This window comes from Protofrankia sp. Cj5 (assembly GCF_917627405.1).
Classification (GTDB): Bacteria; Actinomycetota; Actinomycetes; order Frankiales; family Frankiaceae; genus Protofrankia.
Genome location: NZ_CAKJTO010000002.1, coordinates 78118 through 102475 on the forward strand (window position 1 = coordinate 78118; position 24358 = coordinate 102475).

20 protein-coding genes are annotated in these 24358 nt (G+C 65.4%); 7 read left to right on the forward strand and 13 right to left on the reverse strand.

Going from position 1 to position 24358, the window contains the following annotated elements; genetic code table 11:
• Positions 1–52: 52 nt before the first annotated feature.
• Positions 53–1357, reverse strand: coding sequence for a nucleotide sugar dehydrogenase (locus tag MJ777_RS01085; protein ID WP_239372563.1), 1305 nt, complete (start codon positions 1355–1357; stop codon positions 53–55).
• A gap of 175 nt (positions 1358–1532) precedes the next feature.
• Here MJ777_RS01085 and MJ777_RS01090 point away from each other — a divergent pair, with 175 nt between their 5' ends.
• On the forward strand, positions 1533–2666 hold the full coding sequence (locus MJ777_RS01090; protein ID WP_239372489.1) for a glycosyltransferase family 4 protein: 1134 nt from the start codon (positions 1533–1535) through the stop codon (positions 2664–2666).
• Positions 2666–3337, forward strand: a complete 672-nt coding sequence (locus tag MJ777_RS01095; protein ID WP_305039355.1) for a protein tyrosine phosphatase — start codon at positions 2666–2668, stop codon at positions 3335–3337. The genes MJ777_RS01090 and MJ777_RS01095 overlap by 1 nt, the downstream gene beginning before the upstream one ends.
• Here the strand turns inward: MJ777_RS01095 and MJ777_RS01100 are convergent.
• Positions 3276–4970 (reverse strand): bifunctional diguanylate cyclase/phosphodiesterase, encoded by a 1695-nt coding sequence (locus MJ777_RS01100; RefSeq protein WP_239372490.1) that lies wholly within the window; start codon positions 4968–4970, stop codon positions 3276–3278. The two genes, MJ777_RS01095 and MJ777_RS01100, sit on opposite strands and share 62 nt — an antisense overlap.
• Positions 4971–5453: 483 nt before the next feature.
• Positions 5454–6620, reverse strand: a complete 1167-nt coding sequence (wecB, locus tag MJ777_RS01105; protein ID WP_239310979.1) for a non-hydrolyzing UDP-N-acetylglucosamine 2-epimerase — start codon at positions 6618–6620, stop codon at positions 5454–5456.
• A 397-nt stretch (positions 6621–7017) separates the two neighbouring features.
• Between wecB and MJ777_RS01110 the strand changes: the two genes are divergently transcribed.
• The 5 genes from MJ777_RS01110 to MJ777_RS01130 are packed head-to-tail and all read left to right on the forward strand — an operon-like array spanning position 7018 to position 14836.
• Entirely contained in the window at positions 7018–8382 is a 1365-nt protein-coding gene (locus tag MJ777_RS01110) for a glycosyltransferase family 4 protein (RefSeq protein ID WP_239372491.1), read from the forward strand.
• 2 nt (positions 8383–8384) lie between these two features.
• A complete protein-coding gene (locus MJ777_RS01115) occupies positions 8385–9248 on the forward strand; it encodes an SDR family oxidoreductase (RefSeq protein ID WP_239372565.1) in 864 nt (287 codons plus the stop codon).
• Positions 9245–11146 (forward strand): heparinase II/III family protein, encoded by a 1902-nt coding sequence (locus MJ777_RS01120; RefSeq protein WP_239346281.1) that lies wholly within the window; start codon positions 9245–9247, stop codon positions 11144–11146. Before MJ777_RS01115 ends, MJ777_RS01120 begins: the two co-directional genes overlap by 4 nt.
• On the forward strand, positions 11143–13389 hold the full coding sequence (locus MJ777_RS01125) for a bi-domain-containing oxidoreductase (protein WP_239372492.1): 2247 nt from the start codon (positions 11143–11145) through the stop codon (positions 13387–13389). The genes MJ777_RS01120 and MJ777_RS01125 overlap by 4 nt, the downstream gene beginning before the upstream one ends.
• Positions 13390–13438: 49 nt before the next feature.
• Complete coding sequence (locus MJ777_RS01130; RefSeq protein WP_239372493.1) at positions 13439–14836, forward strand: hypothetical protein; 1398 nt, start codon at positions 13439–13441, stop codon at positions 14834–14836.
• A gap of 5 nt (positions 14837–14841) precedes the next feature.
• Here MJ777_RS01130 and MJ777_RS01135 read toward each other — a convergent pair whose 3' ends face one another.
• From MJ777_RS01135 to MJ777_RS01180, 10 genes are all read right to left on the reverse strand, one after another.
• Positions 14842–15906 (reverse strand): glycosyltransferase, encoded by a 1065-nt coding sequence (locus MJ777_RS01135; RefSeq protein WP_239310985.1) that lies wholly within the window; start codon positions 15904–15906, stop codon positions 14842–14844.
• A 102-nt stretch (positions 15907–16008) separates the two neighbouring features.
• Positions 16009–16638 (reverse strand): hypothetical protein, encoded by a 630-nt coding sequence (locus MJ777_RS01140; RefSeq protein WP_239310986.1) that lies wholly within the window; start codon positions 16636–16638, stop codon positions 16009–16011.
• A complete protein-coding gene (locus tag MJ777_RS01145) occupies positions 16635–16904 on the reverse strand; it encodes a helix-turn-helix domain-containing protein (protein ID WP_239310987.1) in 270 nt (89 codons plus the stop codon). Before MJ777_RS01145 ends, MJ777_RS01140 begins: the two co-directional genes overlap by 4 nt.
• 50 nt (positions 16905–16954) lie before the next feature.
• Positions 16955–18355: an O-antigen ligase gene (locus MJ777_RS01150; RefSeq protein WP_239372494.1), complete on the reverse strand. Its 1401-nt coding sequence runs from the start codon at positions 18353–18355 to the stop codon at positions 16955–16957.
• Positions 18356–18759: 404 nt separating this feature from the next.
• Positions 18760–19134 carry an ATP-binding protein gene (locus tag MJ777_RS22940; RefSeq protein WP_370652615.1) on the reverse strand — a complete coding sequence of 125 codons (375 nt, stop codon included), beginning with the start codon at positions 19132–19134 and terminating at the stop codon, positions 18760–18762.
• Positions 19065–20015 (reverse strand): transposase, encoded by a 951-nt coding sequence (locus tag MJ777_RS01160; protein ID WP_239372495.1) that lies wholly within the window; start codon positions 20013–20015, stop codon positions 19065–19067. The genes MJ777_RS22940 and MJ777_RS01160 overlap by 70 nt, the downstream gene beginning before the upstream one ends.
• Positions 20012–20170, reverse strand: a complete 159-nt coding sequence (locus MJ777_RS01165) for a hypothetical protein (protein WP_239372496.1) — start codon at positions 20168–20170, stop codon at positions 20012–20014. The genes MJ777_RS01160 and MJ777_RS01165 overlap by 4 nt, the downstream gene beginning before the upstream one ends.
• Positions 20171–20385: 215 nt before the next feature.
• Positions 20386–21339: a bifunctional 2-polyprenyl-6-hydroxyphenol methylase/3-demethylubiquinol 3-O-methyltransferase UbiG gene (locus tag MJ777_RS01170; RefSeq protein WP_239372497.1), complete on the reverse strand. Its 954-nt coding sequence runs from the start codon at positions 21337–21339 to the stop codon at positions 20386–20388.
• A 98-nt stretch (positions 21340–21437) separates the two neighbouring features.
• Positions 21438–23324 carry an asparagine synthetase B gene (locus MJ777_RS01175; RefSeq protein ID WP_370652612.1) on the reverse strand — a complete coding sequence of 629 codons (1887 nt, stop codon included), beginning with the start codon at positions 23322–23324 and terminating at the stop codon, positions 21438–21440.
• 221 nt (positions 23325–23545) lie between these two features.
• Positions 23546–24229 carry a bifunctional 2-polyprenyl-6-hydroxyphenol methylase/3-demethylubiquinol 3-O-methyltransferase UbiG gene (locus MJ777_RS01180; RefSeq protein WP_239372499.1) on the reverse strand — a complete coding sequence of 228 codons (684 nt, stop codon included), beginning with the start codon at positions 24227–24229 and terminating at the stop codon, positions 23546–23548.
• Between the last annotated feature and the right edge of the window lie 129 nt (positions 24230–24358).

Consider the following 24358-nt stretch of genomic DNA (forward strand, 5'->3'; position numbering starts at 1 on the left):
GCGCCGCCAACGCGCAAGCGACCCACCCGACGGCCGGGACGGGGACCGCTCGTCACAGGAGGACAACATCAGCCCCGGCAACCTCAACATCATCATGGCCTCCGGAGCGCCGCGACGGCAGCCAACAGCGGGTGTCGAGAACAGCGCGGGCGTTGCGTGCCACCAGGCCCCGCTCGAAGGCATCGTGATCGACCAGGACTACGACCAGGTCGGCGGCGGCCACTTCCTGGGCGTCCGCCTCGACAAAGGCCACGCCCGACGGCAGGCAGGAGTCGTCGACATGAGGGTCTGCGGCTCGCACGTCCGCGCCGAGAGCGGCGAGCAGAGCGGCGACCCGCACCGCCGAGGACTCCCGAGTGTCGCTGGTGTTCTTCTTGTAGGCCAGCCCCAGCAGGAGGATCCGGCTGCCGTTCACAGCCATGCGCCGACGGTTGAGCATCTCCACGGCCCGGCGCACGACATGGTCGGGCATGTTGTCGTTCACATCGTTGGCGAGCTCCACAAACCGGAAGCTACGCCCGAGGCTACGCCGCACCCGCCACGACAGGTAGGACGGGTCGATCGGCAGGCAGTGCCCGCCGACGCCGGGACCGGGGGTGAAGCGCAGGAAGCCGAACGGCTTGGTCGACGCCGCCTCGATGGCCTCCCAGACGTCGGCCCCCAGCTCGTGGGCGAACATCGCCAGCTCGTTCACCAAAGCGATGTTGACGTGCCGGAAGGTGTTCTCCAGCAACTTGGTCAGTTCCGCCGTACGGATGGCCGCCACCGGCACGGTCCGTTCGACGAGGGTGTCGTAGAACTCCCGTACGGCCCGCAGCGACGCCGCGTCGATCCCCGAGACTACTTTCGGGGTGTTGACCAGGTTCCAGGTCGGATTGCCCGGGTCGATCCGCTCCGGCGAGTATCCGAGGAAGAACGAGTCCCCGGCGACCAGCCCGGAGGACTCCTCCAGCAGAGGCCCGAACAGTTCGTCGGTGGTGCCCGGGTACGTCGTGGACTCCAGCACCACGGTCGCCCCGGCCACCAGCTGCGCACCGAGGCTGCGCCCGGCGCTCTCGATATAGGACAGGTCCGGAACGCCGTCCCGCAGCGGCGTCGGAACCGTCACGACAGCCACGTCAAACCCGGCGGCGTCCGCGTAGTGGGACGACGCGTGGTAACGACCGCTTTCGAGTGCGGCGGCCACGATCGAGTCCGGGATGTCCTCCACGTACGACTCGCCGATGCCGAGCCGTTTGACCCGTCCTTCGTCGATCTCGATCCCGACGACCGACCAGCCGACATCGACCGCCCGCATCGCCAACGGCAGGCCCACATAGCCCTGGCCAACGACAACCAACTTTCCGCAACGACTCATACGCAGAGAGTCGCAGATCAAGAGATTGCCGAGAGGGACGCCGCGGTGCGTGTCGCAACGGAAGCGCACCCAGAAACGCACCCGAGCCCAGAGCTCAGCCACGACCCCGATGCGACACGGCGAAGAGTTGGCAACACAGGGAGTAATTTTACTGCTACATAAAGTGGCCATCCCGGTGGCACTCAAGAACGGACCTGAAGGAGTGGCGGACGACGTGGTGCTCTCGGCAGTGGTCGCGCTCCTGGTCACCATGACCATGACACCAATCGTGATCAATTGGATGCGCCGCCTTGCGGCAGTCGACCAGGTGACCGAACGATCGTCACACCTGGTGCCGACCTACCGAGGCGGCGGCGTGGCCGTCGCCCTCGGGCTGTTCACGGGAACGCTGGTCCCCGTCATCGATCCGGCGGTCACGCCCCCTCCTGAGATGTTCGTAGTGGTTGTCGCGGTCGCATTGTTCGGTCTCATCGGCCTCATCGAGGACGTCCACGGCGTCCCCGCACCGCGCCGGCTCGGCCTCCAGATAGCGGCGGCAGGTACGACGGTCGCAGCCTGGTTCGTTGTCACCCGCCCGGACCTCCCGGTCCAGCTCGTGCTGCCGGCCGCCTGCGCGGCCGCGGTGTGGATCACCGGTTTCACCAACTCTTTTAACTTCATGGACGGCATCAACGGTATCTCCGCTGGCCAGACCCTCGTGACCGGCATCGCCTTCGCACTTGTCGGGCATTGGGAAGGGCTCGATACCCTGCGCTACGGCGGCGCCATGGCGGTCGGCGTCGCACTCGGTTTCGGCCCCTACAACTTCCCGCACGCAAAGATCTTTCTCGGTGATGTGGGCAGCTACGCCCTTGGCGCACTGATCGCCGTCCTGGCACTGATCGCGGTAGCGCACGGAGTCCGGCCCGAGACCGTTGTCGCGCCGCTTCTGGTCTACCTCGCTGACACGTCCTGCACCCTGGCGCGACGGATCCGCTCCGGCAAGGGCTGGTACACGCCGCACCGTGACCACGTCTACCAGCAGCTCACGGTGATGGGCGGATCACATACCCGCGCCACGCTACTCGTTTCAGCGCTGACCGCGGCCAGCGCCGCTTTCGGTCTTATCAGCTACAGCGCGGCACTTGCGGTACGACTCGGCTCCGCTGCCCTGGCCATCCTGCTCATCTGCGGATACCTCATGCTGCCTCGCCTCCTCCTGGCCACCAGACGTGCCAGGGCGGTCGCAGACAGGAGCGGGCGACTCCCGGCGGAGCACACCGGAGCCGAAGGACAGCCCGACCCGGCCCGCAACACGCCGGCGGCGTGATGAGGTCTGGAGCCACCCCCATCGCGCCACCTCCCAGCGCTGTGCCCGCGCCGTGGCACGTGCTGATGGTCTGCAAGGGCAATCTTTGCCGGTCACCGACGGCCGAGTACGTCGCCGCCGCGGCGCTACGGGCCGGTCTGGGCGCCGAGAGGGATTCGGTGACCGTCAGCAGTGCCGGGACACACGCCCGTGCCTACGCACCCATGCACCCCCACACCGCGACAGTCCTCGCCGAACGAGGCCTCAACCCAGCTGGGTTCAGGGCGCACCGCATCGACGTCGACACGGTACGCAGCGCCGGCCTCGTGCTGTGCGCGGAGCGCAAACACCGCGGCATCGTTGTGACGATGGTGCCGAAAGCCGTGCGCCGTACCTTCACGCTGCGGGAGTTCGCCCGTCTGACCGCCGGAATCACCCTCGCGGACATCGTCTCCACCGGCCTCCCCTCCGACGGCGATGCGGCTGGCTCGCTGCCGGCATACGGGGACGCGCTGGTTGCCCTCGCGGTGGGGCGTCGGGGCCTGACCCGGCCTGAGCGTCCCACCGACGACGACATCGCCGACCCGATCGGAGCCTCGATCGAGGCATTTCGGTACTGCGCCGAACAGATCAGCGCCGCGCTGGCGCGGCCACTTGGGCTCCTGACTCTCGCCGCACGCATGACCGGCTGACCTCTACCGTCATATCCCCACCCATAATGATCATTTCCTGAAATAACCGAGGGTGCCGGGCCCACCGGCCCAACCAGGGCAGGACCTCGTCGCCGGTCATCGGCCGAGAGATGAAATAGCCCTGTGCCTCGTCGCATCCCCAGGCTGCCAACAGCGCCCACAACCGGATGGTCTCGACGCCTTCGGCGACCATCCGCAGCCGGAGCGTATGCGCCAGGGCAATAGCCGAACGAACGATCTCCGCGGCTGAAGTGTCCCACTCGATGTCACGAAGGAAGACCCGGTCGAGCTTGAGCTCATCCGCCGGAAGATCACGCAGGTAGGCCAGTGAGCAGTAGCCGGTGCCGTAATCGTCAAGGCTGACCCGGACGCCAAGCGCCCGTAATCGGGCGAGCGTGCGCTGGGCATCTTCACGCCGCGTCATCACAGAATCCTCGGTGATCTCCACGCAGAAGGCGGCGGGAGGGACTCCGGCCGCGCCGAGCGCATCGTGCACCACCGGTGCGAAGGTGGAGTCGACGATCACGGACACGGGAACGTTCACCGACACCGACAGCTCCGCCCCGGCCGCGCGCCAGCGTGCGCACTCGCTCAGTGCCATCCGCAGGACGAGCAAGGTCAGCTCCGGCATCAGACCCGCCGCTTCCATGTCGGGGAGAAAAATGTCCGGCGAGCGGACGCCGTCAGTGGGATGGCGCCATCGCACCAACGCCTCCATCCCGCTGACGCGGCCCGTGCGCAGATCCGCCTTGGGCTGGTAGCGCAGTTCGATCTGCCCGCCTTGAAGGCCCGCGCGAAGCTCAGTACGCAGCCGTAACTGGGCCGGGCTGGGCCGAACCAGCCGTGTGTCGTACATGCTGTGACCAGCACGCGCCTTCTTCGCTTCACGCAGGGCAATGGCGGCGTTACACAGCAATTCACCAACGTCGCGACCGTGCTCGGGAGCAACGGCGATACCGATCTTCGCCTCCAGCGGTACCCGCATCCCGGCCAGGACGAACGGCACCTCCAGAGCGTTGCGGACACGAGCCAACGTCTCGGCCGCCACTGTCCGGGCCCGCTGCGCATCGATGCCGTGCAGCAGCAGCACGAACTCGTCCCCACCGATTCGTGCGACGATATCCCTCGGCCTCCTGACCACGCTGATCCGCCGGCTTACCTCAATCAGTAGGTGGTCGCCGTATTCGTTCCCCAGGCTGCCGTTGATCTCATTGAACCGATCGATGTCGATCAGCAGTAGAACGAAGGAAACATAACCGGAGGATCCGGGCCGCGTACGCTCGGGGCCTCCGTCCCCTACGGAACAGCTGCCCGAGATATCAGCGAACGCATGAGTGGCCTGGTCGAGAAAGCCGTGCCGGTTGGCCAGGCCGGTCAGTTCGTCGACCCGCCCACACGCACGGCCGGGGCGGTCAGGCTGAATCTCGCGATCCGTGGGCCGGAAGCGGACAGCCAGTCCAGCCAGTTCAACCAGGAAGATCACAGCGGCGAGACACATACCGCTCCCCAGCAACGAGGCGAACTCGGCGTACGCCATCGGCCAGGCCAGCAGTGTCGCGACAATCAACAACATCGTCCAGACCGGGATGGCGGTGGCGACGAGACCGACAAGCGGCGCCGGTTCCGCCGTCATCGGCGCAATGCCTGCGCTAGCGGAACCGACCCGCTCGCCGGCCTGGCCCGGCGCGGTTACCCGTGTCGTTGAAAAGACATCCGCGGAAACAGTGGAAAGGGTGGAAGCAGCAGAATCAGCTGAAGAAACCCTCGGTAACATGTATCCATAGACAGCCCGGAGCCGCGCCCGACGGCCGGGCGCGAGCAGCTTCACCATTGAGCCGACGGCGTGGCCGCGGGCTTGTGGCCGAGACGGCCGCCACTGTGGACAAACATCATTTCCCCCGAAATGCAGACGTGCCGGATGCCTCACCTGAGATATCAGAGGATAACCCGCTGGACTCGTCCGGAATGCAGCGCTTCGGCGCCTCTCCGGAGCCTTTTCGCCCCGGCTGTCACCCGTACCACGGCCGTCCGTCTGGCACCGATCACACAATGCCTGAACACCGACGGCGTGGTCTGCCGAGGCGGCCACAATGTGGTCCGAACAACGGCCGGCGAACTACGGGGCGAACTGGCGGACGACAGCGACACCGCTGTCGCCGGTGGCCGGTTCGACAAGGACATCCGTCAGGATGTCGGTCGGCCGGCTGCCGGGCCGACCGTAGGCCCCCGCGAGAAGCACCTCCGCGATTCGCCTGCCAGCACAGCCATCCCACAGCGCGGGCCGCCGCGGTGGCGGCGGTGACGTGAGAGCGCTCTGCGCCGCCTCGACGATCCGTTCGGGATCGGTGCCGACGATCTGATTGGTACCTTCAGTGACAGTAATTGCGCGTTCCGTCGTGTCACGCAACGTCAGGCAGGGCACCCCCAGCACGGTCGTCTCCTCCTGGACCCCGCCGGAATCCGTCAGGACAAGCCGCGCTCCGGCCTGCAGAGCCAGGAAGTCGAGGTAGCCAGCGGGCGGAAGCGCCGTCACGCCCGCCGGGAGCCGGCCGTTGATGCGTGCCCGGGTCCGGGGATGCAGGGGGAAGATGAGTGGGCATCGCACTGCCACCGTTGCGAGGGCTCCGAGCAGGCCCGCAAGAACGTCCGCGTCGTCCACGTTGGACGGGCGGTGCAGCGTCACCAGTCCGTACCCGCCCGGTGCGAGGCCGAGTCGGGACAGCGTTGGCCCCTGCCGCGCCCGCTCGACGTTCGTGAGCAGGGTGTCGACCATGACGTTGCCGACGAGGTGGATCTGGTCCGGCCGGTAGCCCTCGCGCCGGAGGTTGTCCGCGGCCTCCGCGGACGGTACGAGCAGCAGGTCGGCGACCCGGTCCACCACCACCCGGTTGACCTCCTCCGGCATCGACCAGTCGCGGCTGCGCAGGCCGGCCTCGACATGGGCGAGCGGAACACCTGCCTTCGCCGCGACCAGCGCACAGGCCAGCGTGGAGTTGACGTCACCGACCACCACGACGACATCCGGGCGGACGTCCTCGAGCAGCGGCTCGAACGCCGTCATCACACCCGCGGTCTGGGCCGCGTGGCTGCCCGAACCGACCCCGAGGAAGTGGTCCGGGGTGGGCAGACCGAGCTCATCGAAGAACACACCACTCATTGCGCTGTCGTAGTGCTGCCCGGTGTGCACCAGCGTGGCCTGTGCGCCGCGGGCGACGATCGCGGCGAGAACCGGCGCGACCTTCATGAAGTTGGGTCGAGCAGCGGCGACGAAGAGCACATGCACGACGGACTCCCTGCGTGGTCGATGGCGCGGCCGGGCGAGGCTCCGGCCGCCGCGCCCGCAGTGTGCATACGGATCGTATCCAGATAGGCACGCTAAGCTCCAAAGCACTGACAGTGCGCGCCTAAGAGCGACCGGCAATAAGAGTGTGGATCAAGGAGCGGAACTGGGGTGCGTGCATCGCGAGGCGGCGGAGGGAGCCACCGGAGGTGGTGGGTGGCGACCGACGAGCCGGGGTACCCGTGCATCACGCAGTGATGGACGGGGAGCGATGACGCGAGCTGCGTGCCCCAGCCCCGCGGCGCCGCGTCCCCTATTGCCGGTCGCTCCAAGCCGTTCCTCGCTCAAGGGAGATCCGTGAAGTCCGCCTCCATCACGTACTCACAGTCGAGGTAGCCCGATGACCGCAAAGGCGACTACACAACGACTCCGGGTGCTTCTGATCACCCACTACTTCCCACCCGAGGTCGGCGCCCCGCAGGCCCGGCTCGCCGAGACCGCCCGGGAATGGGCCGCGGACGGCGTCGACGTGACAGTCCTGACCGGGATGCCCAACCACCCCACCGGAATCATCCCGCCGGAGTACCGCGGTGCGTGGCGACGAGTCGAACACCGCGACGGTTACCGTGTGGTACGGACGTGGGTGTACGCAACGCCGAACAAGGGCATCGTGCGGCGGACTCTCGGTCACCTGTCGTTCATGGTGACCAGCGTGCTGCTCGGCGGGAATGCGGCCGGTGGGGCCGACGTCATCGTCGTGTCGTCGCCGACCTTCTTCCCGCTCGGTTCGGCATGGCTGCTGGCGCGCCTGCGGCGGGCCCGCCTGGTGGTCGAGGTCCGCGACCTGTGGCCGGCAATCTTCGTGCAGCTCGGGGTGCTGCGTAACCGCCGTGTCATCGCCGTGCTCGAACGCCTGGAGCTCGCCGCCTACCGGGCCGCGGACGCCGTCGTCACCGTGACCGACGGTTTCCGGGATGACATCATCGGGCGCGGCATCCCAGCCAGGAAGGTCCACACCATTCACAACGGGGCCGATCTGCGCCGGTTCAGCCCGTCCGATCCGCCGTCGGCGGCCCTGGGTGCCCGATCCGGAGACACCCTCGTGGTCTACATCGGCGCCCATGGGATCTCCCAAGGCCTGCCCTCGGTCGTGGACGCGGCCGCCGAACTCGTTGGAGAACCCGTACACATCGCCTTCGTCGGCGAGGGAGCCGACCGGCAGCGAGTCGCCGACCGGGTGGCCGAACGTGGTCTCACCAACGTCACCATGCATGCTGCGGTACGCCACGACGAGGTTGCGGGAATCGTCGCCGCGGCCGACATCTGCCTTGTCCCGCTGCGGGACGTGCCCCTGTTCACCACGTTCATCCCGTCGAAGATGTTCGAGCTGCTGGCCGCCGGACGCCCAGTCATCGGCGCACTCGCCGGTGAGGCCGCCCGTATTCTCGCCGCGGCGGGCGGTGTTGTCGTTCCGCCGGAAGACCCCACCGCGCTCGCCGACGCGATCCGGAGCCTGGCCGGCGATCCGCACCGGCGCGAGGCGATGGGCGTGGCGGGGCGTGCGTACGTCACGGATCATTTCGACCGCGCGGTGCTTGCGCGCCGCTATCGCACCCTCCTCGAGGAGGTGACGGGCCGCTCGGCCGCCGTGCCGAAGCAGCGGACGGCGAATGTCGCTGAGCCGATCACGGTCAGGGCGACCGCCGTCTCCCCGCCGTCCGCAATCGTCCAGACAACCGATACCGGGCAGCGGGAGCTGACATGAGGATGTTGGTGACTGGTGGAACCGGCTTCCTGGGGCGCCGAGTCGTCGCCCGCGCGATCGGCGAAGGTCATCATGTGGTCGGGTTCGCCCGCAGCGCCGCAGCGATTCGCGCCCTCGAAGAGGCCGGCGCCGAAGCCGTTCCCGGCGACCTTGACGACCCGGCCTCGGTGGACGCCGCCTTCCGGGCGTCGAAGGGCAACATACTGATCAACCTTGCCTCGCTCGGGTTCGGGCACGCGGACATGATCGTGTCAGCGGCCGAAGACGCCGGACTGAACCGTGCGATCTTCATTTCGACAACGGCGATCTTCACAACGCTCCCGGCCTCGACGAAACGAGTTCGCACTCAGGCCGAATCAACGATTACCGGCAGCGGGCTCGACTGGACCATCCTGCGGCCCACGATGATCTACGGAGGGCCGGACGACCGCAACATGGCCCGCTTGCTCGCCGCCCTGCGCAGGTCAAAGGTGCTGCCACTGCCCGGCGGCGGCAACCGTCTTCAGCAGCCCGTCCACGTCGACGATCTCACCTCCGCCGTGTTGGAGGCGGCCCGGCGGGACACGACCATCGGTCGGACGTACACCATTGCCGGGCCCGAAGCGCTTACCTTCCGCACGATCGTCAAGGAGGCTGGAGCAGCGGTCGGTCGCCAGATCCTCACCGTTGCGCTTCCGTTGAGAGCCACTCTCGCAGTCGTGAGCGGTTACGAACGGCTGGCTGCCAGACCGAAGCTGCGTGCTGAGCAGATCGCCCGACTCGCCGAGGACAAGGCGTTCCCCATCGACGACGCGGCCGCCGACCTCGACTTCGACCCACGGCCATTCCAGCAGGGCATCCGAGCCGAAGCGGAGCTACTGGCATGACGGTTCTTCGTCATCTGCCAGAGCTCGATCCCGGTGCTGTCACCAGCTCCGCGGGCACGCAAGCGGGCCGATATCTCCGCACCGTCGCCTACCTTCAGCCGGGGCAGATCCTCGCCCGCGCGCGCCTGCGCACCCAGCGAGCATTCGCCTCCCGGATACCCCGGACCGCCGAACGGATACTCGGCCTGGCCGCGCCGGCTGGTGACAGCTGGCCGTGCTCCGCCAACTGGCCGCGCTCATTCGTGCCGTTCGACGGGCGCCATGCCGGCACCGGACCGGACCCGACCGAGATCCTGGACGGATCGCTGACTCTGCTCGGCCACACCCGCCGGTTGTACCGGCCCGGCGAGAACCCACGCGCGGCCGACTGGGTGCAGGCCGACGCGCCGCTGCTGTGGCGCTACCACCTGCACTACTGGGACTGGGCCTGGTCACTGACGGCCCATCCCGACCGTGATCAGGCCCGGTCGGTGTTCGCCCGGCTCTACACGTCCTGGCGGACCGCCACCGCGGCTCCCCGTGGCACCGCTTGGGCGCCCTACGTCGCGTCGCTGCGCGCATGGACGCTGTGCGCGCTGTTCGAACCGCTGGCCCGCAACAGCGCGGTCATGCCGACGATGCGCGCGGACCTCGGCCGGCACGAGGCCTTCCTGCGGCTCCACCTGGAAACCGACGTCGGCGGCAACCATCTCATCAAGAATCTCAAGGCCCTGATCGGCCTGGCGGTCACCATCGGAGACACCGCGGAGACCGGCAGGTACCACCCGTGGGTCGACATGCTGCGTGCCGAGGTCCGTCACCAGGTGCTGACCGACGGCGGTCACTTCGAACGGGCTCCCGCCTACCACTGCCAGGTACTCGCCGATCTCGACGACGTGGTCGGCCTGCTGGCGGCCACCGCGGCGGCGGTACCCGACGAGTTGACCGACGCGGTCATCCGCATGCGACAGTGGCTGCGCGTGGTCGTCGGGCCGGACGGCAGCGTGCCCCTGCTCAACGACGGTTACCCGGTCCCCGCCGGCGCCGTCGCCGACCTGCTGTCCGGTGGAGTCGCGCCCACGAGGCGGACGTCCGGCCGGAGCCCGACAGGGCTCCGGCTGCTCGCCGAGACCGGTCTCGCGGCCCTGCGTGCGGGACGCTGGCATCTGCTCGCCGACGTCGGGCCCGCGTGCCCGGACACGCTGCCCGCGCACGCCCATGCCGACACGCTCGCGTTCCTGCTCTGGTGGGACGGCGCCCCGCTGATCGTCGACACCGCGACCTCGACCTATGAGCCGGGGCCTGTCCGCGCCGCCGAGCGCTCCACCGCGGCGCACGCGACGGTCGTCATCGACGGGATCGACTCGACCGAGGTCTGGGGTGCGTTCCGCGCCGGTCGCCGGGCCCGTCCGACCATCATCCAGATGGCGGTGGACGGCGGCGAGGCCGCCCTCACCGCGTCCCACGACGGCTACCGGAACCTGCCTGGACACCCGACACACCAACGCCGCTTCCGCGTCAGCGCCGATCGGGTGCGCATCGACGATCGGGTGACCGGCGCTGGACGCCACCAGGTGGAGGTCCACTTCCCGCTCGCGCCCGACACCGGCGCCACCGTGGAGGACCCCGCGCGCACCGTGCGGATCCGCACCGCGGCCGGGCAGGAGATCATCCTGCACACCCGGGTCACCGATGCGGGTGCCACCGCCGCACCACGATCGTCAGGGCGCTGGGACCTCCGCCCGGCTCGGCGGGCCGTCGGGTGGCAGCACACGGTGCCGGCACTCACCGTCGTCTATGTCATCGACACGCAGCTGCCGATCGAGATCCGTACGGACCTCGCTGCCGTCCGGCAGACGACCGGGAAAACCGGCAGGAACGCGCGCGGCCTGCATATGGAGAAGGCGAGACAAACATGAAGCAGGTAGTGCAGGCCGTCCGGGGTGGCGCGGTCGAGGTCCTCGACGTTCCCGCCCCCAGGATCGGGCCCACCGAGGTCCTTGTCCGGACCATGGCGAGCATCGTCTCCCCCGGCACCGAACGAGCGGTGACGGCACTTGCCCAGTCAGGGCTGGTGGCGAAGGCTCGGGCCCGTCCCGACCTGGTCCGCCAGGTGGCGGCACGGGCCCGGACCGACGGGATTTCCACAGCCGTCCGGGCAGTTCAGGCACGGCTCGGCGGAGACGTACCGCTCGGCTACAGCGCTGCGGGCACCGTGGTGGAAATCGGAGAGATGGTCAGTGGAATCTCCCCGGGCCGGCTTGTCGCAACCGGCGGGGCCGGCTGGGCCAGCCATGCCGAGGTGCAGGCGGTGCCCGGTCTGCTCTGCGTACCTGTTCCGGACGGGGTCGAGGCCACCGACGCCGCGTTCGCCACAGTCGCTTCGATCGCCCTGCACGGATTGCGCCTCGCCGATGTCGGACCGGGCGCGAAAGTGGTGGTCGCGGGCCTCGGGCTGGTCGGTCAGCTCGCCGCCCGGATCGCGCTCGCGAGCGGATGCGACGTGGCCGGTGTCGACATCGCTGATCTACCGCTGGCCGCCGCCGCGCGGGCCGGCGTCCACACGCTGCGGGAACAGGGCGAGGCGACAACCGCTGAGGTGCTGCGGTGGACCCGCGGCCGGGGCGCCGACGCTGTGCTGGTCTGCGCCGCCGCACAAACCTCGGAACTGATGGCCCGGGTGCCGACTCGCTGCCGGGACCGCGCCACGGTCGTGGTCGTCGGCGACGTCGGCCTCGATCTGGACCGCACCCCCTTCTACGACCGGGAACTGTCGGTACGCTTCGCGCGCTCGTACGGGCCTGGACGCTACGAGCGCGCGTACGAGGACTGGGGAGTCGACTACCCAGCCGGGCAGGTCCGCTGGACCGAAGGCCGCAATCTGGAGGCTGTCCTTGATCTGCTCGCCACCGGCCGGCTGACAGTCAAGGATCTCGTCACGCACAGTTTCGCGATCGACGACGCGACCGCCGCCTACACCCTGATCGAGAGCAGGAGCGAGCCGTACCTGGCTATCCGCTTCGACTATGACACCGCCCGAACCCTCAGGGAAACCATCGTCCTTCCCACGCCGCGGACGAGCGCGGCGCATCGGCCGCGCCTGCTGGAGCTACCTGGGATACCAAAGCTGCCGGGCCTGCCAGGGCAGCGCCGTGCCGTGGACACGGACAGACCGGCCGCCTCTGGCGGTCGCCACGCAGTGGGCTGGATCGGCGCCGGAGCCTTCTCGTCCGCTGTGCTGCTCCCGGCCTTCCGTGCTGCCGGCTTCGACCGGTTCATAGCGGTGAGCTCCGCCAGCGGCCTGACAGCCAGGCGGTTCGGCGAACGCGCGGGGTTCACCAAAGTCGCGGGCAGCGCGGAGGCCGTCATCACCGATCCCGATGTCGGCGTGGTCGTCATCGCAACCCCGCACGACTCCCATGCCGATTTGGTCGTGACGGCGCTCGACGCGGGTTGCCATGTCTGGTGCGAGAAGCCGCTCGCGCTGTCCTTCGAGGAGCTGGAGAAGGTCGATGCCGCCGCACGTCGTAATGACCGGGTCCTCTTCGTTGGTTTCAACCGTCGCTGGTCGCCCGCTGCCACACTCGCCCGAGAGCACCTTGAGCGCCGGACGTCTCCCCTCACGCTGGTCTACCGGGTCGCGGCCGGGCCGGTCAGCGACAAGCACTGGTACGCCGACCGCCGCCAGGGTGGGCGCCTGCTCGGGGAGGTGTGCCACTTCGTCGACACCTGCATGTTCCTCAATCCCTCAAAGATCATATCGATACGGACGCACGCCGCCGGAGCCCATGGCGCTCCGGCCGTCGATGACGTGACGGTCGTTCTCGGGCACGTTGACGGGTCGACCTCGGTCATCGTGTACTCCTCGGCCCGCCCGCCCGGAATCGGCAAGGAACGCGTGGAAGCTCTCGCGGGCGATCTGCATCTCGTCCTCGACGATTTCCGCGATCTGACCGTCGCCGGGCGCAGCGTCTGGCACGGGCGCCAGGACAAGGGCCATATGGCCGCCGTCGGCGAGTTCCGCCGGCGGATCGGGGGCCGGGGCGGCGACCAGAGAGCAGCCTGCGGCCTGGACTCCACGTTCCATGTCCTGGCCGCGGCGGCTGCGACAGCCCAGGCAACCGCCCTGCGGCGTAAGCCGACAACATCCACGCCCGCATGAGCAGCCACTTGCCAGGCGACCATCGCCGGAAACAATGGGTATTGTGGGAATGAGTTTCACCGTGGGAAATGTGGCCACCAGCAATGTTCGCACAACGCAGGACGGACCAATCTGGATTTCCGGACTGTGCCTCGCCTGCGTGGCATTGCTCGCCGAGCTGGACGTCAATGCGATGGTTCTCGTGGCAATCGCGGGGCTGGGCGCGCTGGCCGTGCGGCGTGCACTGTCCGCGCTGGTTGTCGTGTACGTCCTGTTGATTGCGATCGAACTTCTGGTTGCCGCCCGCCTGCCTTGGGGCAATGTGACTGTCACCGTCGGTCCTGTCGACACCTACGCGGCACTTTGGATCGCTGTTGCGGTGTTCGCCGGGACATTGTCCTGTGCATGGCCGCCAAGACGAACACGGGTGGTCCCGCACGGGAATCCCTCGTTCGTCCCTGCCCTTGCAATTTCCGCGGGAGCCCTTGCTGTTCATCTGATACTGATCACCAGTGGTGCGACCGGAGTGGCCGCGCAGCTCGCCGGGCGCACAAGCGGGGGCGGGTACCTGGGCCTTTTCGGCCAGACCGGCGCTGCTATCGCTGGTGGTGTGGTGCTCGCGGCCCATGCCACCGGGCGAGGTCGGTCCGCCACGGGCATCGCCGCGGCGCTCCTTGTGGTGCTCCATGCGGTGACTCTCGCCTTCACCGGCTTCCGAAGCGCCGGACCGCTGCTACTCTGCGCAATCGTTCTTGCCAGGGTCACCGGTTCCAGCCGACGCAGACGCGCGAAGCAGGCCGCCGTTATTCTCGCGCTTTCAGCCGGTGGCATCGGGCTCTTTCTGGCTGGTTCGGCCATCCGAACGGATATCACAGCTCAAGCAGGACCCCGCAGCGGCGGCGGTCCGCCCTCCGTCGAGCTCAGTAACCTCGTCGATGTCGTCACCGCACGTATCGACTACCGTGAGTATCTTGCGAGAGCGATCGAGTTGCGTGATGATTCTAGCGCACGCGAGGCCGTGAACCTGCGCGACCAGTTTGGTGCAGCCGTACCTAGGGTGCTGAACCCGAACAAACCATCAGTCGACTACGGCGCCCGAATCTCCCAGGCGTACTTCGGAATTTCCACAAACATCAGAACGTCATCACTGATCACTAGCTTCGGGGACGGCATTGTCAATTTTGGCGTCACCGGAACAGTACTGGCGATCGGCCTCTATGTGATCGGCCTCGATCGAATCTACCGGACTCTGGGAGAAGCACCAACAGCAGGACGGCTTGCACTACGCATCATCACAGTGTCGGTGGTAATCGACATCGCCCCCTCCGTCGTGATGAGCGCCATCGAGATCGCTCGAGACTCGATCTTCACGGGGACAACGCTATTAATCGCAACATGGTTGACCCGAATATACGGTCGGAAAAATACCCAACAAGTAGCGATATACCGACCACTGGTTCAGCTCTAATATCGTCAGCCCTGGGCTGCCTTGGTGAGAATGTCGCCTGTATGCGTGGCGCAGGCATCCCAGTCGTACTTCCTGGGTAGCGGTCCGCACGGTAGTATGGTGCCGATCGATTTTTGGAGCACGGTGATAATTTCAAGTTCGTCAAATGGGTCGAAGTAGTATGCCGGCGAAGACCCAGCTATTTCTTCGTTGCTGCAGGCCCGTGCCACGAGGAGTGGAAGACCGTGCGCATGAGCCTCCAGGAGGGGGTGGCCAAAGGTCTCTCCATACGACGGCCAGATCAAGCAGTCGGCCCGTTGGTACATCTCTTCCAGACTTTGGCCGGTCAGGTAACCATGAAATGTCACCCGACTTCTCATGCTATCGATCAGTCGGTTTACTTCCTGCCCATAACGTTTTTCGGGCATGTCCCCGACGATGTCGAGCGACCATTCGCCGCGCACCTGACGCAGACATCTCAGGAGCCGATCAACATTCTTCCATCGATAGAGCGAAGAAACGACGAGAAGCCGTCGCACCGGCCGTGGTGACCTCGGCCGGTAGCAATCATTTTCAATTGGGCCGCCGTGGCGAACTATGTGAATCCGTTCAGGTTCAATACCGAGCAAAGATGTCGCCGCATCGCGGGCATACGCACTGACAGCAATGTGGGAAGATGCATGCCGTGCCGAGAGCTTTGTGAGCGCCTGTTGGATCCGGAACCGGACCCGCTCGTGACGACGGTAGTCGCGGTGCAGGGATTCGTCAAAAATTGCTGAATTACGAAACGCAAGCACGAGCGGTATGTCATAGCGACAGAATGATATCTCTGTCGGTGCGAAGACTACATCGATACGCTCGTTTTTTACTACCTCGTGCCATGTGCGCGAGCGCGCTGCAAGGCGCCCGGACGCGGGTACGACCTGTAGTTCGGGCGGAATCACGGCCGCGACCTGCGACCGCTCGACACGAGCCAGAATCGGGCCGACTTCGAGCATGTCGTGCCGGGCAAGGCGTGGCAGAATGTGGCGTAGGTACGAAATTCCACCACCGGTTGCTGCTGACGACGCATCGATCGCCACACGGATCATTCGACATCAACCTTCACTTGGCAACCTCCGATCGTTGATCGCAGAGTCGCCATCGACATTAAAGGGACAAGCGGTAACGGACGACATCCCCCCGAGGTCGCTTCAACGACGCAGCGGATTCCTTGCAATCGTGAACAGGAAAGTGCCCCGCTTTGCCGCGGCGGCCACCCTGCGTTCGTTGCTCAACCAGCCCGAGACGTGGCGGCGCAGCTGCCGTGGCAGTGGGATGACGTCCGACTCCTGTCCCAGGACTGAGGTACGAGCCTCCTCGAAGAACCCTCGACCGAGGTCCTCGAACTGCTCGCGATGAAAGTATCGCGCCATAACCTTCATCGACAGAATGAGGGCCACTCGATCAGTGCAACGATCATAGGGAACGCGGGCAAGGGGGAGGAAACGGCTGGTCCGTTCGACAAGGGTGATGATCTGGCTCTTGCCGTCCTTACCGATGATCAAGTCTCCCTCCCAGTGTCCAGGGATGGCCCGGTCGGCCACCTCGGGAGGCCGTTCACTGATATTGGCCATGTCCGTTATGCTGCCTTGTGTGCTGGTAGTAGACTCGGATGGATGCCTTCGCACCCGTCCGAACCAAAGAATGATCTTCAGTTGGGTCTTCAGTTCGCCACGGGCCTGCAGATAGAGCGCCTGTGGATCGTTTCGCTGGACACGCGCATCTCCGGCTCGTCCGGATAGTCGATCGTCATTCTCGCCGAAATCTGCTGTGGCGATCATTTCTGCACCAGGCCGTCCGCGACAGCGTCATGTAACCGACGAAATACGGCGAGCTTGCGCGGTTTCGGTCGACGCGTCTGTTCCTCGGTGCGCTGCTGCGCGTCCACCGCTCGATATTTTCCACGGCCACCACAACGATGTATCTCCCGATAGACCATGGACCGGTTCTTGCCCAATCGTCTCACCATGGCGGGTCCCGATAAACCCTCGGTGATCCCATGGGAAATCTCTTCGCGGTCCGCTGTGGTAGGCGCTTCGCCGCGCACTTTGGTCTCCTTGGTCAGTGGAATCCACGGTATATCATATGTGACGTGATTCACGCATGGTGCACTGACCCTTTGAGGCCAAGTTCTGATTGCTCGTCAACCAGTATAAGAAGCGTTAGAAAAATCCAGATAAACAGTGCGACCCGGTTCGCCGTAAATGCAGGGATACCCATTGTTGCTGCCATGCTCAGAAGTAGGACCGCAGTGGCGAACGACCGCTCCGGAGTCCGCCGCGCAGGCCTCCCTTTAAGCCAATTGTAAATCAGTATAACCAGTATGAAGGAAAAAATTGCCACACCGATGAATCCACCGACCACCATTATCTCAATCCATGAACTGTCGTACGGAATGGCAAGACCGCTGGCCCCGTAGCCAAACCATGGATGAGTTTCCGAGACATATTGGAATGCTACACTGAAAGAACCGTTAGAGCTCAGTCGTCCCGCCGTATATTTACTTTCCACGCTCGTACTACCGGTACCGCCGAAGAGCGACGCCAGCATCCAGGAGCCTCGCCACTGCGGGATATCGAACTGGGAAGAAAAAATCTTAACCAACCCGGCGATACAGCCGAGGACCAGTAGTCGCCGTGTTCGCTGCCCTTGTCCCATTGCCTGCCACACTGCTAGTGGCAGACCGACCAGCAAAAAAATCTTCGAAACACTCAGGACTCCACCGACGAGAACAGGTGTCACTGCAAGTCCGAGAAGAACCGGACGGTCTTGGCCGTGTCGGCCGAAAAGATAAACGGCTGCAAGGAGCGCGAGGGAGTAGGCGACCCCGGCCTCAGCTGGTTGAGCAAAGATTCCCGTCAGTCGACCGTTGTCGAGGGCACGTACAGCAACCGTCGTCTCAAGAGTGGCCGGAGAATATCCCCAGAACCTCTGCAACTGATTGGTTGGATCACTGAAAAGACCGGCAAAAGCTATGATCCCGTTGAGGGATACCATAACTACAAAAACCTGACTGACTACATTCAGTAACCTAAGTCGCTTATGTCCCACCGCCAGCCAGCATGCAACCAGAAGTAGCACCGCCAGCGGGTAGAGGTAGCTGTCGACGCCGGACAGCAGGTTACCTGGGAAAAACTTGCCGGGCACTGGTACTCGGTTCGCATTAACAATAACCAGAAGAAGAAGAGAAACCCACAGGATCGCGACACATGCATGTGGATCATCAAGCTTCAATTTTGACACGAGAAACGGGATGGCCAACAGCAGAGAGCCGTAGACCATCACCTGCTCCGTCCTGACTCCGACGGTGAGATATGGTCCGAACGCTGCCACGACGACAAGAAAAGGCCAGCTTCGTACAATGAGGGATATCTGGCTGTGGACACCAGGACGCTCAACGGCGGTCACGCGCCCGGAGCAGGCGACGAACCGCTGCAATGCAGGACGATGATCCGCGCTGGAGTCAATATGGGCTCGATGCTCCGAGGCTGTTTTCACCCGGCAGCGACTCCTTTCATTTCTCCGGTAGAAAGCCGCCACGAACGGCGGTACGGCACACGGTTATTATGAATCATCAGATGCGCCGGCTCGGGTAGCTGGTAGGCAACACGCCGGACACTTGAACGGAGAACGGCGGCAGTCGATGTGGGATGCTGTCTTTCTGAGACAAATCACCCGCCAACGGCCATTCGGGTTAATTGGGGGATAAAATATTCGGTGACCCCGTGGGGCCCCGAGACGCAATGCCAGCAATCGGCGCATGATCGCATTGACGGGAGGGAGTGGGAATGTCAAGCCGATTGGGCTCCGCCGTGTTGGTCTGATTCGGCCCCACTCGACTCGATCCTCGGACACGGACCGTGAGACCCCTGCGGTCACCGATGGTGACCGCAGGGACCGGGTTATCTCCCCGGCGCTGCTTCCGCGTTCCTCAGGGCGCGGGTAGTGCGAAGCCGGTAGGAATCAGTTCCGGTCTGGATGATGTGCGCCCGGTAGGTGAGCTGGTCGACCACGGCCGCGGCCAGCCGCGGGTCGGTGAAGGTGTTACCCCATTCGGAGAACGGCGAGTTCGACGCGCAGGCGATCGAGGCTTTCTCCTCCCGCTCGGTGGTAAGTATTCGGTGATGCCGGGGAAGAGCATGCCGAGGACCCGGCCCGTGGGTGAAGGCCAGGTGTCCGGAACGGCTCAGGATCTGTTCGGGTGGGGTTACGGCGCCGGGCCAGGCGGAATCTCTTCGTTGAGATCGTGATTGTGGCTTCCGGGGGTGTGCAGCCAGACGAAGAACCGTTCGAGTGTCTCACCGGCGAGTGCCCGGCTCCCGGCGGCGGCGCAGGCCTGGAGGTAGCCGGCGAGGTAGGCCAGGGGTTCGCGGCCGTTGCGCTCAGCGGTGCCGGTAATGGTCCACACCCGGGCGGCCAGCTCCGCGGACCATGCCGCGTGCGTGCCGTAGTAGTTTTTCCGGCTGACGACCGGGGTCCGCAATGCTCTTTCCGCCGCATTGCTATCAAGATCTATGTCGGGGACGTAGCGGTGGCGGGCCAGCCCGTCCCATTCCCGGTCCAGGGTGGCCAGGACCTTCTTCGCTGCGGGGTGCAGGCCGGGGGCGGCAGCCTGCTCGCGGCGGGCGGTGTCGATGGCGGCCAGGGCCGCCTCGAACGCGGCGGTGGCTTGGTGGTGGGCAGGGCTGCCGGGTTCGGCGGCGGCCAGGGCGCGGTGGGCGGTGTCGAGGGCCGCGATCCGGCCCACCCACAGGTCCCGCCAGTACCGCAGCTGGGGGTGGGCGTCCCCGGCCCGGATAAAGTACCTGCGGATGTGGGCCCAGCACCAGAGTGGGTCGACGCCCTCGACACGGGCCAGGGCCTGGTAGGCGGTGTAAAAGTCCGCTGAGAGCAGCAGCCGCCGGCCCTCGGGCAGGGCGGTGTCGGTGCGCTCGATGCCGAGGTGCCCGGTGAGCAGCGCGGCCGAGCGGGTGGGGTCCATCCGGAACACGACAGTGTCGGCGGCGACAAAGACCCACAACCACCAGCGGTGACCCTCCTTACCCTCGACCTGCTCGAAGACCCGCCAACTGGTCTCGTCGGCATGCAGGTGGGCGGCGGCGTTGCGTTCGATGACCGCCTGTTCGAGCGGGGCGAGCAGTTCGTGCACGCTCTTCAACGCCCCGCACAGGGTGCCCTCGGCGACATCGAGCCCGTCGACGGCCAGGGCCTGGCGATCTGGTGCAGCGGCCGGCCCAGGACATACTTCTCGAACAGCAGCCGGGCCAGGAAGGCGGCAGTGAACCGGCCCTTGGCCACCGGCCTGGGCGGCACCGGCCCGATCACCGGTCTCGAGGTGGGAGTAGTCGCACCGGCCGTGTCCCGTGCTCCCTCGCCGCTGGCCGCGCCGCGCTCGGGCCGCCGGAGTCGGCGCCCTCGCCGCTCGGATCCGGGGTGGGGTGGGGTGTTCTTCTCCGATCGTTGATCGCAGAGTCGCCATCGATATTGACGGGACAAGCAGTGACGGACGACATCCCCCCGAGGCCGCTTCAACGACTCAGCGGATTCCTTGCAATCGTGAACAGGAAAGTGCCCCGCTTTGCCGCGGCGGCCACCCTGCGTTCGTTGCTCAACCAGCCCGAGACGTGGCGGCGCAGCTGCCGTGGTAGCGGGATGACGTCCGACTCCTGTCCCAGGACTGAGGTACGAGCCTCCTCGAAGAACCCTCGACCGAGGTCCTCGAACTGCTCGCGATGAAAGTATCGCGCCATAAAGCCGTCAGTATGCTCCCAGAGGACTTCGTCAGCGCTCCGGTGGCGAAACTCCAGGCCAATAATATAATAACGGGCCAGCAACATTTTGGTCACGAGAGCGTCACGGTTGTAGACCATTACCCGCGCCTCCCCCTGCGCTGACAAGGCACGGGCTATCTGGCGGACTATGCGAGTGGTCCGCGACGAGTGATGAATCACCCCCCACGACCATACGAAGTCAAACTCGCCGGCGCCGAACGGCAGTTCCTCGGCATCCGCCTGCTGCACGCGGGCAGTCAGCCCCTTCACGGCCAGCCGCGACTTTGTTGCGGTGACAGCGCTCTCCGTCAGGTCCACAGCGGTGACATCCGCACCTCGAGTTATAAGTTCCTCGGTGTGCAGCCCCATTCCGCAGCCGATCTCCAGTACCCTTTTACCATCGAGCGAATCTGGTATGATCTGGTCGAAAGGCCGCCGTTTGGACAGAAACGGGAAGCTCGCCTCGATCCATCGGCGATCCATTTCATCAAACCATTCGCGACTCATCGGCTCAGAGCTGGACATCCCATGCCAGTCGTAGGTCATCGGGTTGTTCGTCCACCAGTCCCGATTGCCGATCTGGACGCTGTCGATGGGCTGTTTCTCGCTACGATGCGACTTGAATTTCAAGAGGACTCCTCGCTTTTCCGACCCTGTATCTTCTCTTTGGCTGGCTATACCACGGGAAAGACAGCGGGTGTCGTTGGTCATCCGCATCATCAGATTTCCGTGGCGGCCTGTCATGGCATTTTTTCGTCCCTTTCAGCTGCTAGCGCGACTGGTCTGGAGCTCATCGGTAGATGGCCGACTTAGTGATCACATTTGTCGGTGTCGAGCGATTCAAGCCACGCGTTCAACGACGCGAGCGCCCAGATCTCCGCCCAACGACGGCTGTTGCTTTCGAGTACTCGGCGGCCGATCACCGGATCGACATGACTCCAGACCGCGGCCGTCGGATCTGCAAGCGCACGGACATAGGCCGAGAGCGGCCCAGCGTTCATTTTCTGTTGAACCCCGACGGTGAAGCCCTGCTTAGGCCCGCGTGCGGCTCGAAGCAGACGACGGTCGCCGATGGCGCGGGCGAATCGTACTTTTCCGACCCGACCGTCTTCCGCGGCGTGCAGCCCGGCAGCAAGAACGCACCGGTCCACAAACGGGACACGTAGCTCCACTGAGCTGGCCATGGAAAATCCGTCCGCGTCTGGTAGAAGCGTCGCGCTGAGGTAACTGTCCACTTCAGCTCGGATTAGAGCGGCGGACGAGCAGCCATCGCCAAGCCCGTCCGGGGGCTGAACATGATCCGGCACAGTGTCGACGAGACCGGTGCCCGCAAGGGCACGCTCGAGGGGCCAGACCGACCGATGTAGGAGATCAAACTCCCAAGCGGTCCGTGGACCGCCAAGCGCGGCGAGCGTCTTTGCCTTGGCCGGAACACGCCCTGGAAGCAGGTCAAGTTGTTGATCCACCCACCGCCGTGGCCCTGCGGGAAGACGATCGAGCGCGCGGAGAACCTGCAAGACCGGAAGCTGCCGAAAATGGCTGTAGCCGCCGAACGCCTCGTCGCCACCGAGCCCGGAAAGCGCGACCTTGAAGCCGTGGTCCCGTACCGCCCGGCACACGATCCACGTGTTCAAGCCGTCGATCGACGGCCGCTGCATGTGACCAAAGAATGATTCGATGTCCAGGGGATCTCCACCAACCGTCACAACCTGGTGATGATGACTGAACGCTGCGGCGATCGCCGCGGCTCCCAGAGCCTCACCCTGCTGTGGCCCCGGTGCAACCGTCAGACAGGTCAGCGTGCTTCCGAGCTCCCGCGCGGCCCACGCGATCGCGGCAGAATCGATACCCGACGACAACAGGAGAGCGGTAGGTACATCCGCGCCAAGGTGGACGGCAACGGCGTCCAGGAGAGTTGTGCGCAGTGGGGCATCTGTCTCGGGTGCGCCGAGCGGGAGCGGACCGCCGAGCCGGTCGGGACCGACGATGGTTCCTCGTGCGCGTTCGCCGGATGCATCGATCTCGATCCAGGTGTTTGCCGGCACAGCCTGGATGCCATCGAGCGGTGATTCATCACCGCCCAAGGCGCCCAGATGCAGAAAGCGAGCCACCGCCGCAGCCCGTATGGACCCGCGGGGTGCTATTGCGGCAAGCGCCCGTAGCTCCGACGCGAAGGCGACGGTACCGTCTGACAGCCGGCGCCAGTAGAGCGGTTTTATACCAAGAGGGTCACGCGCGAGCAAGATTTTCTGCCGTTGTACGTCCGCGGCGGCAAAAGCGTACATGCCCCGCAGCCGCCACAGTTCGCGGGAGCCATGGACCTCGAGGAGGTGCGGTATGACGCGTCCGTCGCTTCCGTGCGTGTCGTCGATCCCCAACCAGCGGGCAACCTCCCGGTGATTGTAGATCTCTCCATTGAAGACTGTGCCGATGGTTCCGCCGGCCGACCACAGCGGCTGGTTACCAGCGTCGGATGGAGCGATGATCCCAAGCCGGGCGATACCTAGCGCAGAAGGTCGAGTGTACATCGCCGCGCTGTGGTCAGGTCCGCGGTGATGTTGCATCCTGATGAGTGCGGCGACCCGATGTTCCGCCCGATCCCTGTCTGCGTCGACTACGCCCGCGATTCCGCACATGCCTGATTCCCTTCCGGCCGGGGCAGCAGTTGCCAGGTGTGCGTCTGACCACGTATGCATATGAATCCATTGTGCGCATCCGCAGCTGCCAGTCACATGGCCGTTGGGAGGAAAAAATCCGCATTTCCCGCCCCAGGCACCTGGTCCGCGTCACGTAGTCCCCTCGTCAAACGCGGAGTATATCGAGACTGCCATGTTCAACTCTGAATCCCACCTACTGCGATGAGCTCGTCTGCTTCAGGTCTGTTTGGGGACCAGCGGCAGCCAGGACAGTCCGCCGCTCATTCCCGCCGCCCCACGATGTAGATGTCGCTGCACAACGAAGGCCGTCGCTGCAGCAGCGGGTCGAGATAACCGACGGATCGACGCACCCAGCGACGTCTGTCGCTGTAACCGTTCCAGTTCCGGCCCTCGATGCGGACATCCACGAGCCCCATGTCTCGCGCGATATACCGCAGGTCGTCCGGATCGGGCTCCCGCACGTGCCCCCGGAAGCGCGGCTGTTCGTACCAGTCTGCCATTCCCGACCACTTTCCTCGGCCCAGAAGCACCGTGACCCTCTTTTTGAGGTCAACGCAGTTCGGCGCGCCCAGAAAGAACCATCCCCCCGGACGCAGGGCGTTCGTCACCTCATGCAGCAGGGCCTTCGGTGAATGATGCAGATGTTCGATGTTGTCGAAGCTGGTGATAATGTCGAAGCTTTCCGCCTCCGCACCGAAACCCTCCTCGATCACGTCCCGGCGGAGGACTTTCACACCGTGTGAACGATACACGTCAAGCACCCCGTCGCCGAGCTCTGCGTTGATGGGGTCCGCGAAATCATCGACAAGGACGGCCTCGAGACCGGCTACGGTACAGCCGAGGGAGAACAGGCCGACGCCGCCGCCGATGTCACAGACCCGACCACCCTGGGCGAGGGCCGCGACGGTCGAGACGTGGAAAACCTGCCTTCGTATGTCCCTCATCGAAGCATCGTGCAGGGCCGACGGAAGCTCCCGTACAAGCTGTGCAAATTCTTCGGCAAGATGGTTGGCATTCACCAGTAGATCTCCATATTACGTCGTGGGATGACCGGCATGGTCTGGTTCGCCTGG

Coding starts and splice junctions, on each gene's coding strand:
- MJ777_RS01085 (WP_239372563.1), bottom strand. CDS start 1,357: ATGAGTCGTTGCGGAAAGTTGGTTGTCGTTGGCCAGGGCTATGTGGGC.
- MJ777_RS01095 (WP_305039355.1), top strand. CDS start 2,666: ATGAGGTCTGGAGCCACCCCCATCGCGCCACCTCCCAGCGCTGTGCCC.
- MJ777_RS01100 (WP_239372490.1), bottom strand. CDS start 4,970: ATGACGGCGGAACCGGCGCCGCTTGTCGGTCTCGTCGCCACCGCCATC.
- MJ777_RS01110 (WP_239372491.1), top strand. CDS start 7,018: ATGACCGCAAAGGCGACTACACAACGACTCCGGGTGCTTCTGATCACC.
- MJ777_RS01115 (WP_239372565.1), top strand. CDS start 8,385: ATGTTGGTGACTGGTGGAACCGGCTTCCTGGGGCGCCGAGTCGTCGCC.
- MJ777_RS01120 (WP_239346281.1), top strand. CDS start 9,245: ATGACGGTTCTTCGTCATCTGCCAGAGCTCGATCCCGGTGCTGTCACC.
- MJ777_RS01125 (WP_239372492.1), top strand. CDS start 11,143: ATGAAGCAGGTAGTGCAGGCCGTCCGGGGTGGCGCGGTCGAGGTCCTC.
- MJ777_RS01130 (WP_239372493.1), top strand. CDS start 13,439: ATGAGTTTCACCGTGGGAAATGTGGCCACCAGCAATGTTCGCACAACG.
- MJ777_RS01135 (WP_239310985.1), bottom strand. CDS start 15,906: ATGATCCGTGTGGCGATCGATGCGTCGTCAGCAGCAACCGGTGGTGGA.
- MJ777_RS01140 (WP_239310986.1), bottom strand. CDS start 16,638: ATGATCGCCACAGCAGATTTCGGCGAGAATGACGATCGACTATCCGGA.
- MJ777_RS01170 (WP_239372497.1), bottom strand. CDS start 21,339: ATGACCAACGACACCCGCTGTCTTTCCCGTGGTATAGCCAGCCAAAGA.
- MJ777_RS01175 (WP_370652612.1), bottom strand. CDS start 23,324: ATGCATACGTGGTCAGACGCACACCTGGCAACTGCTGCCCCGGCCGGA.
- MJ777_RS01180 (WP_239372499.1), bottom strand. CDS start 24,229: ATGAGGGACATACGAAGGCAGGTTTTCCACGTCTCGACCGTCGCGGCC.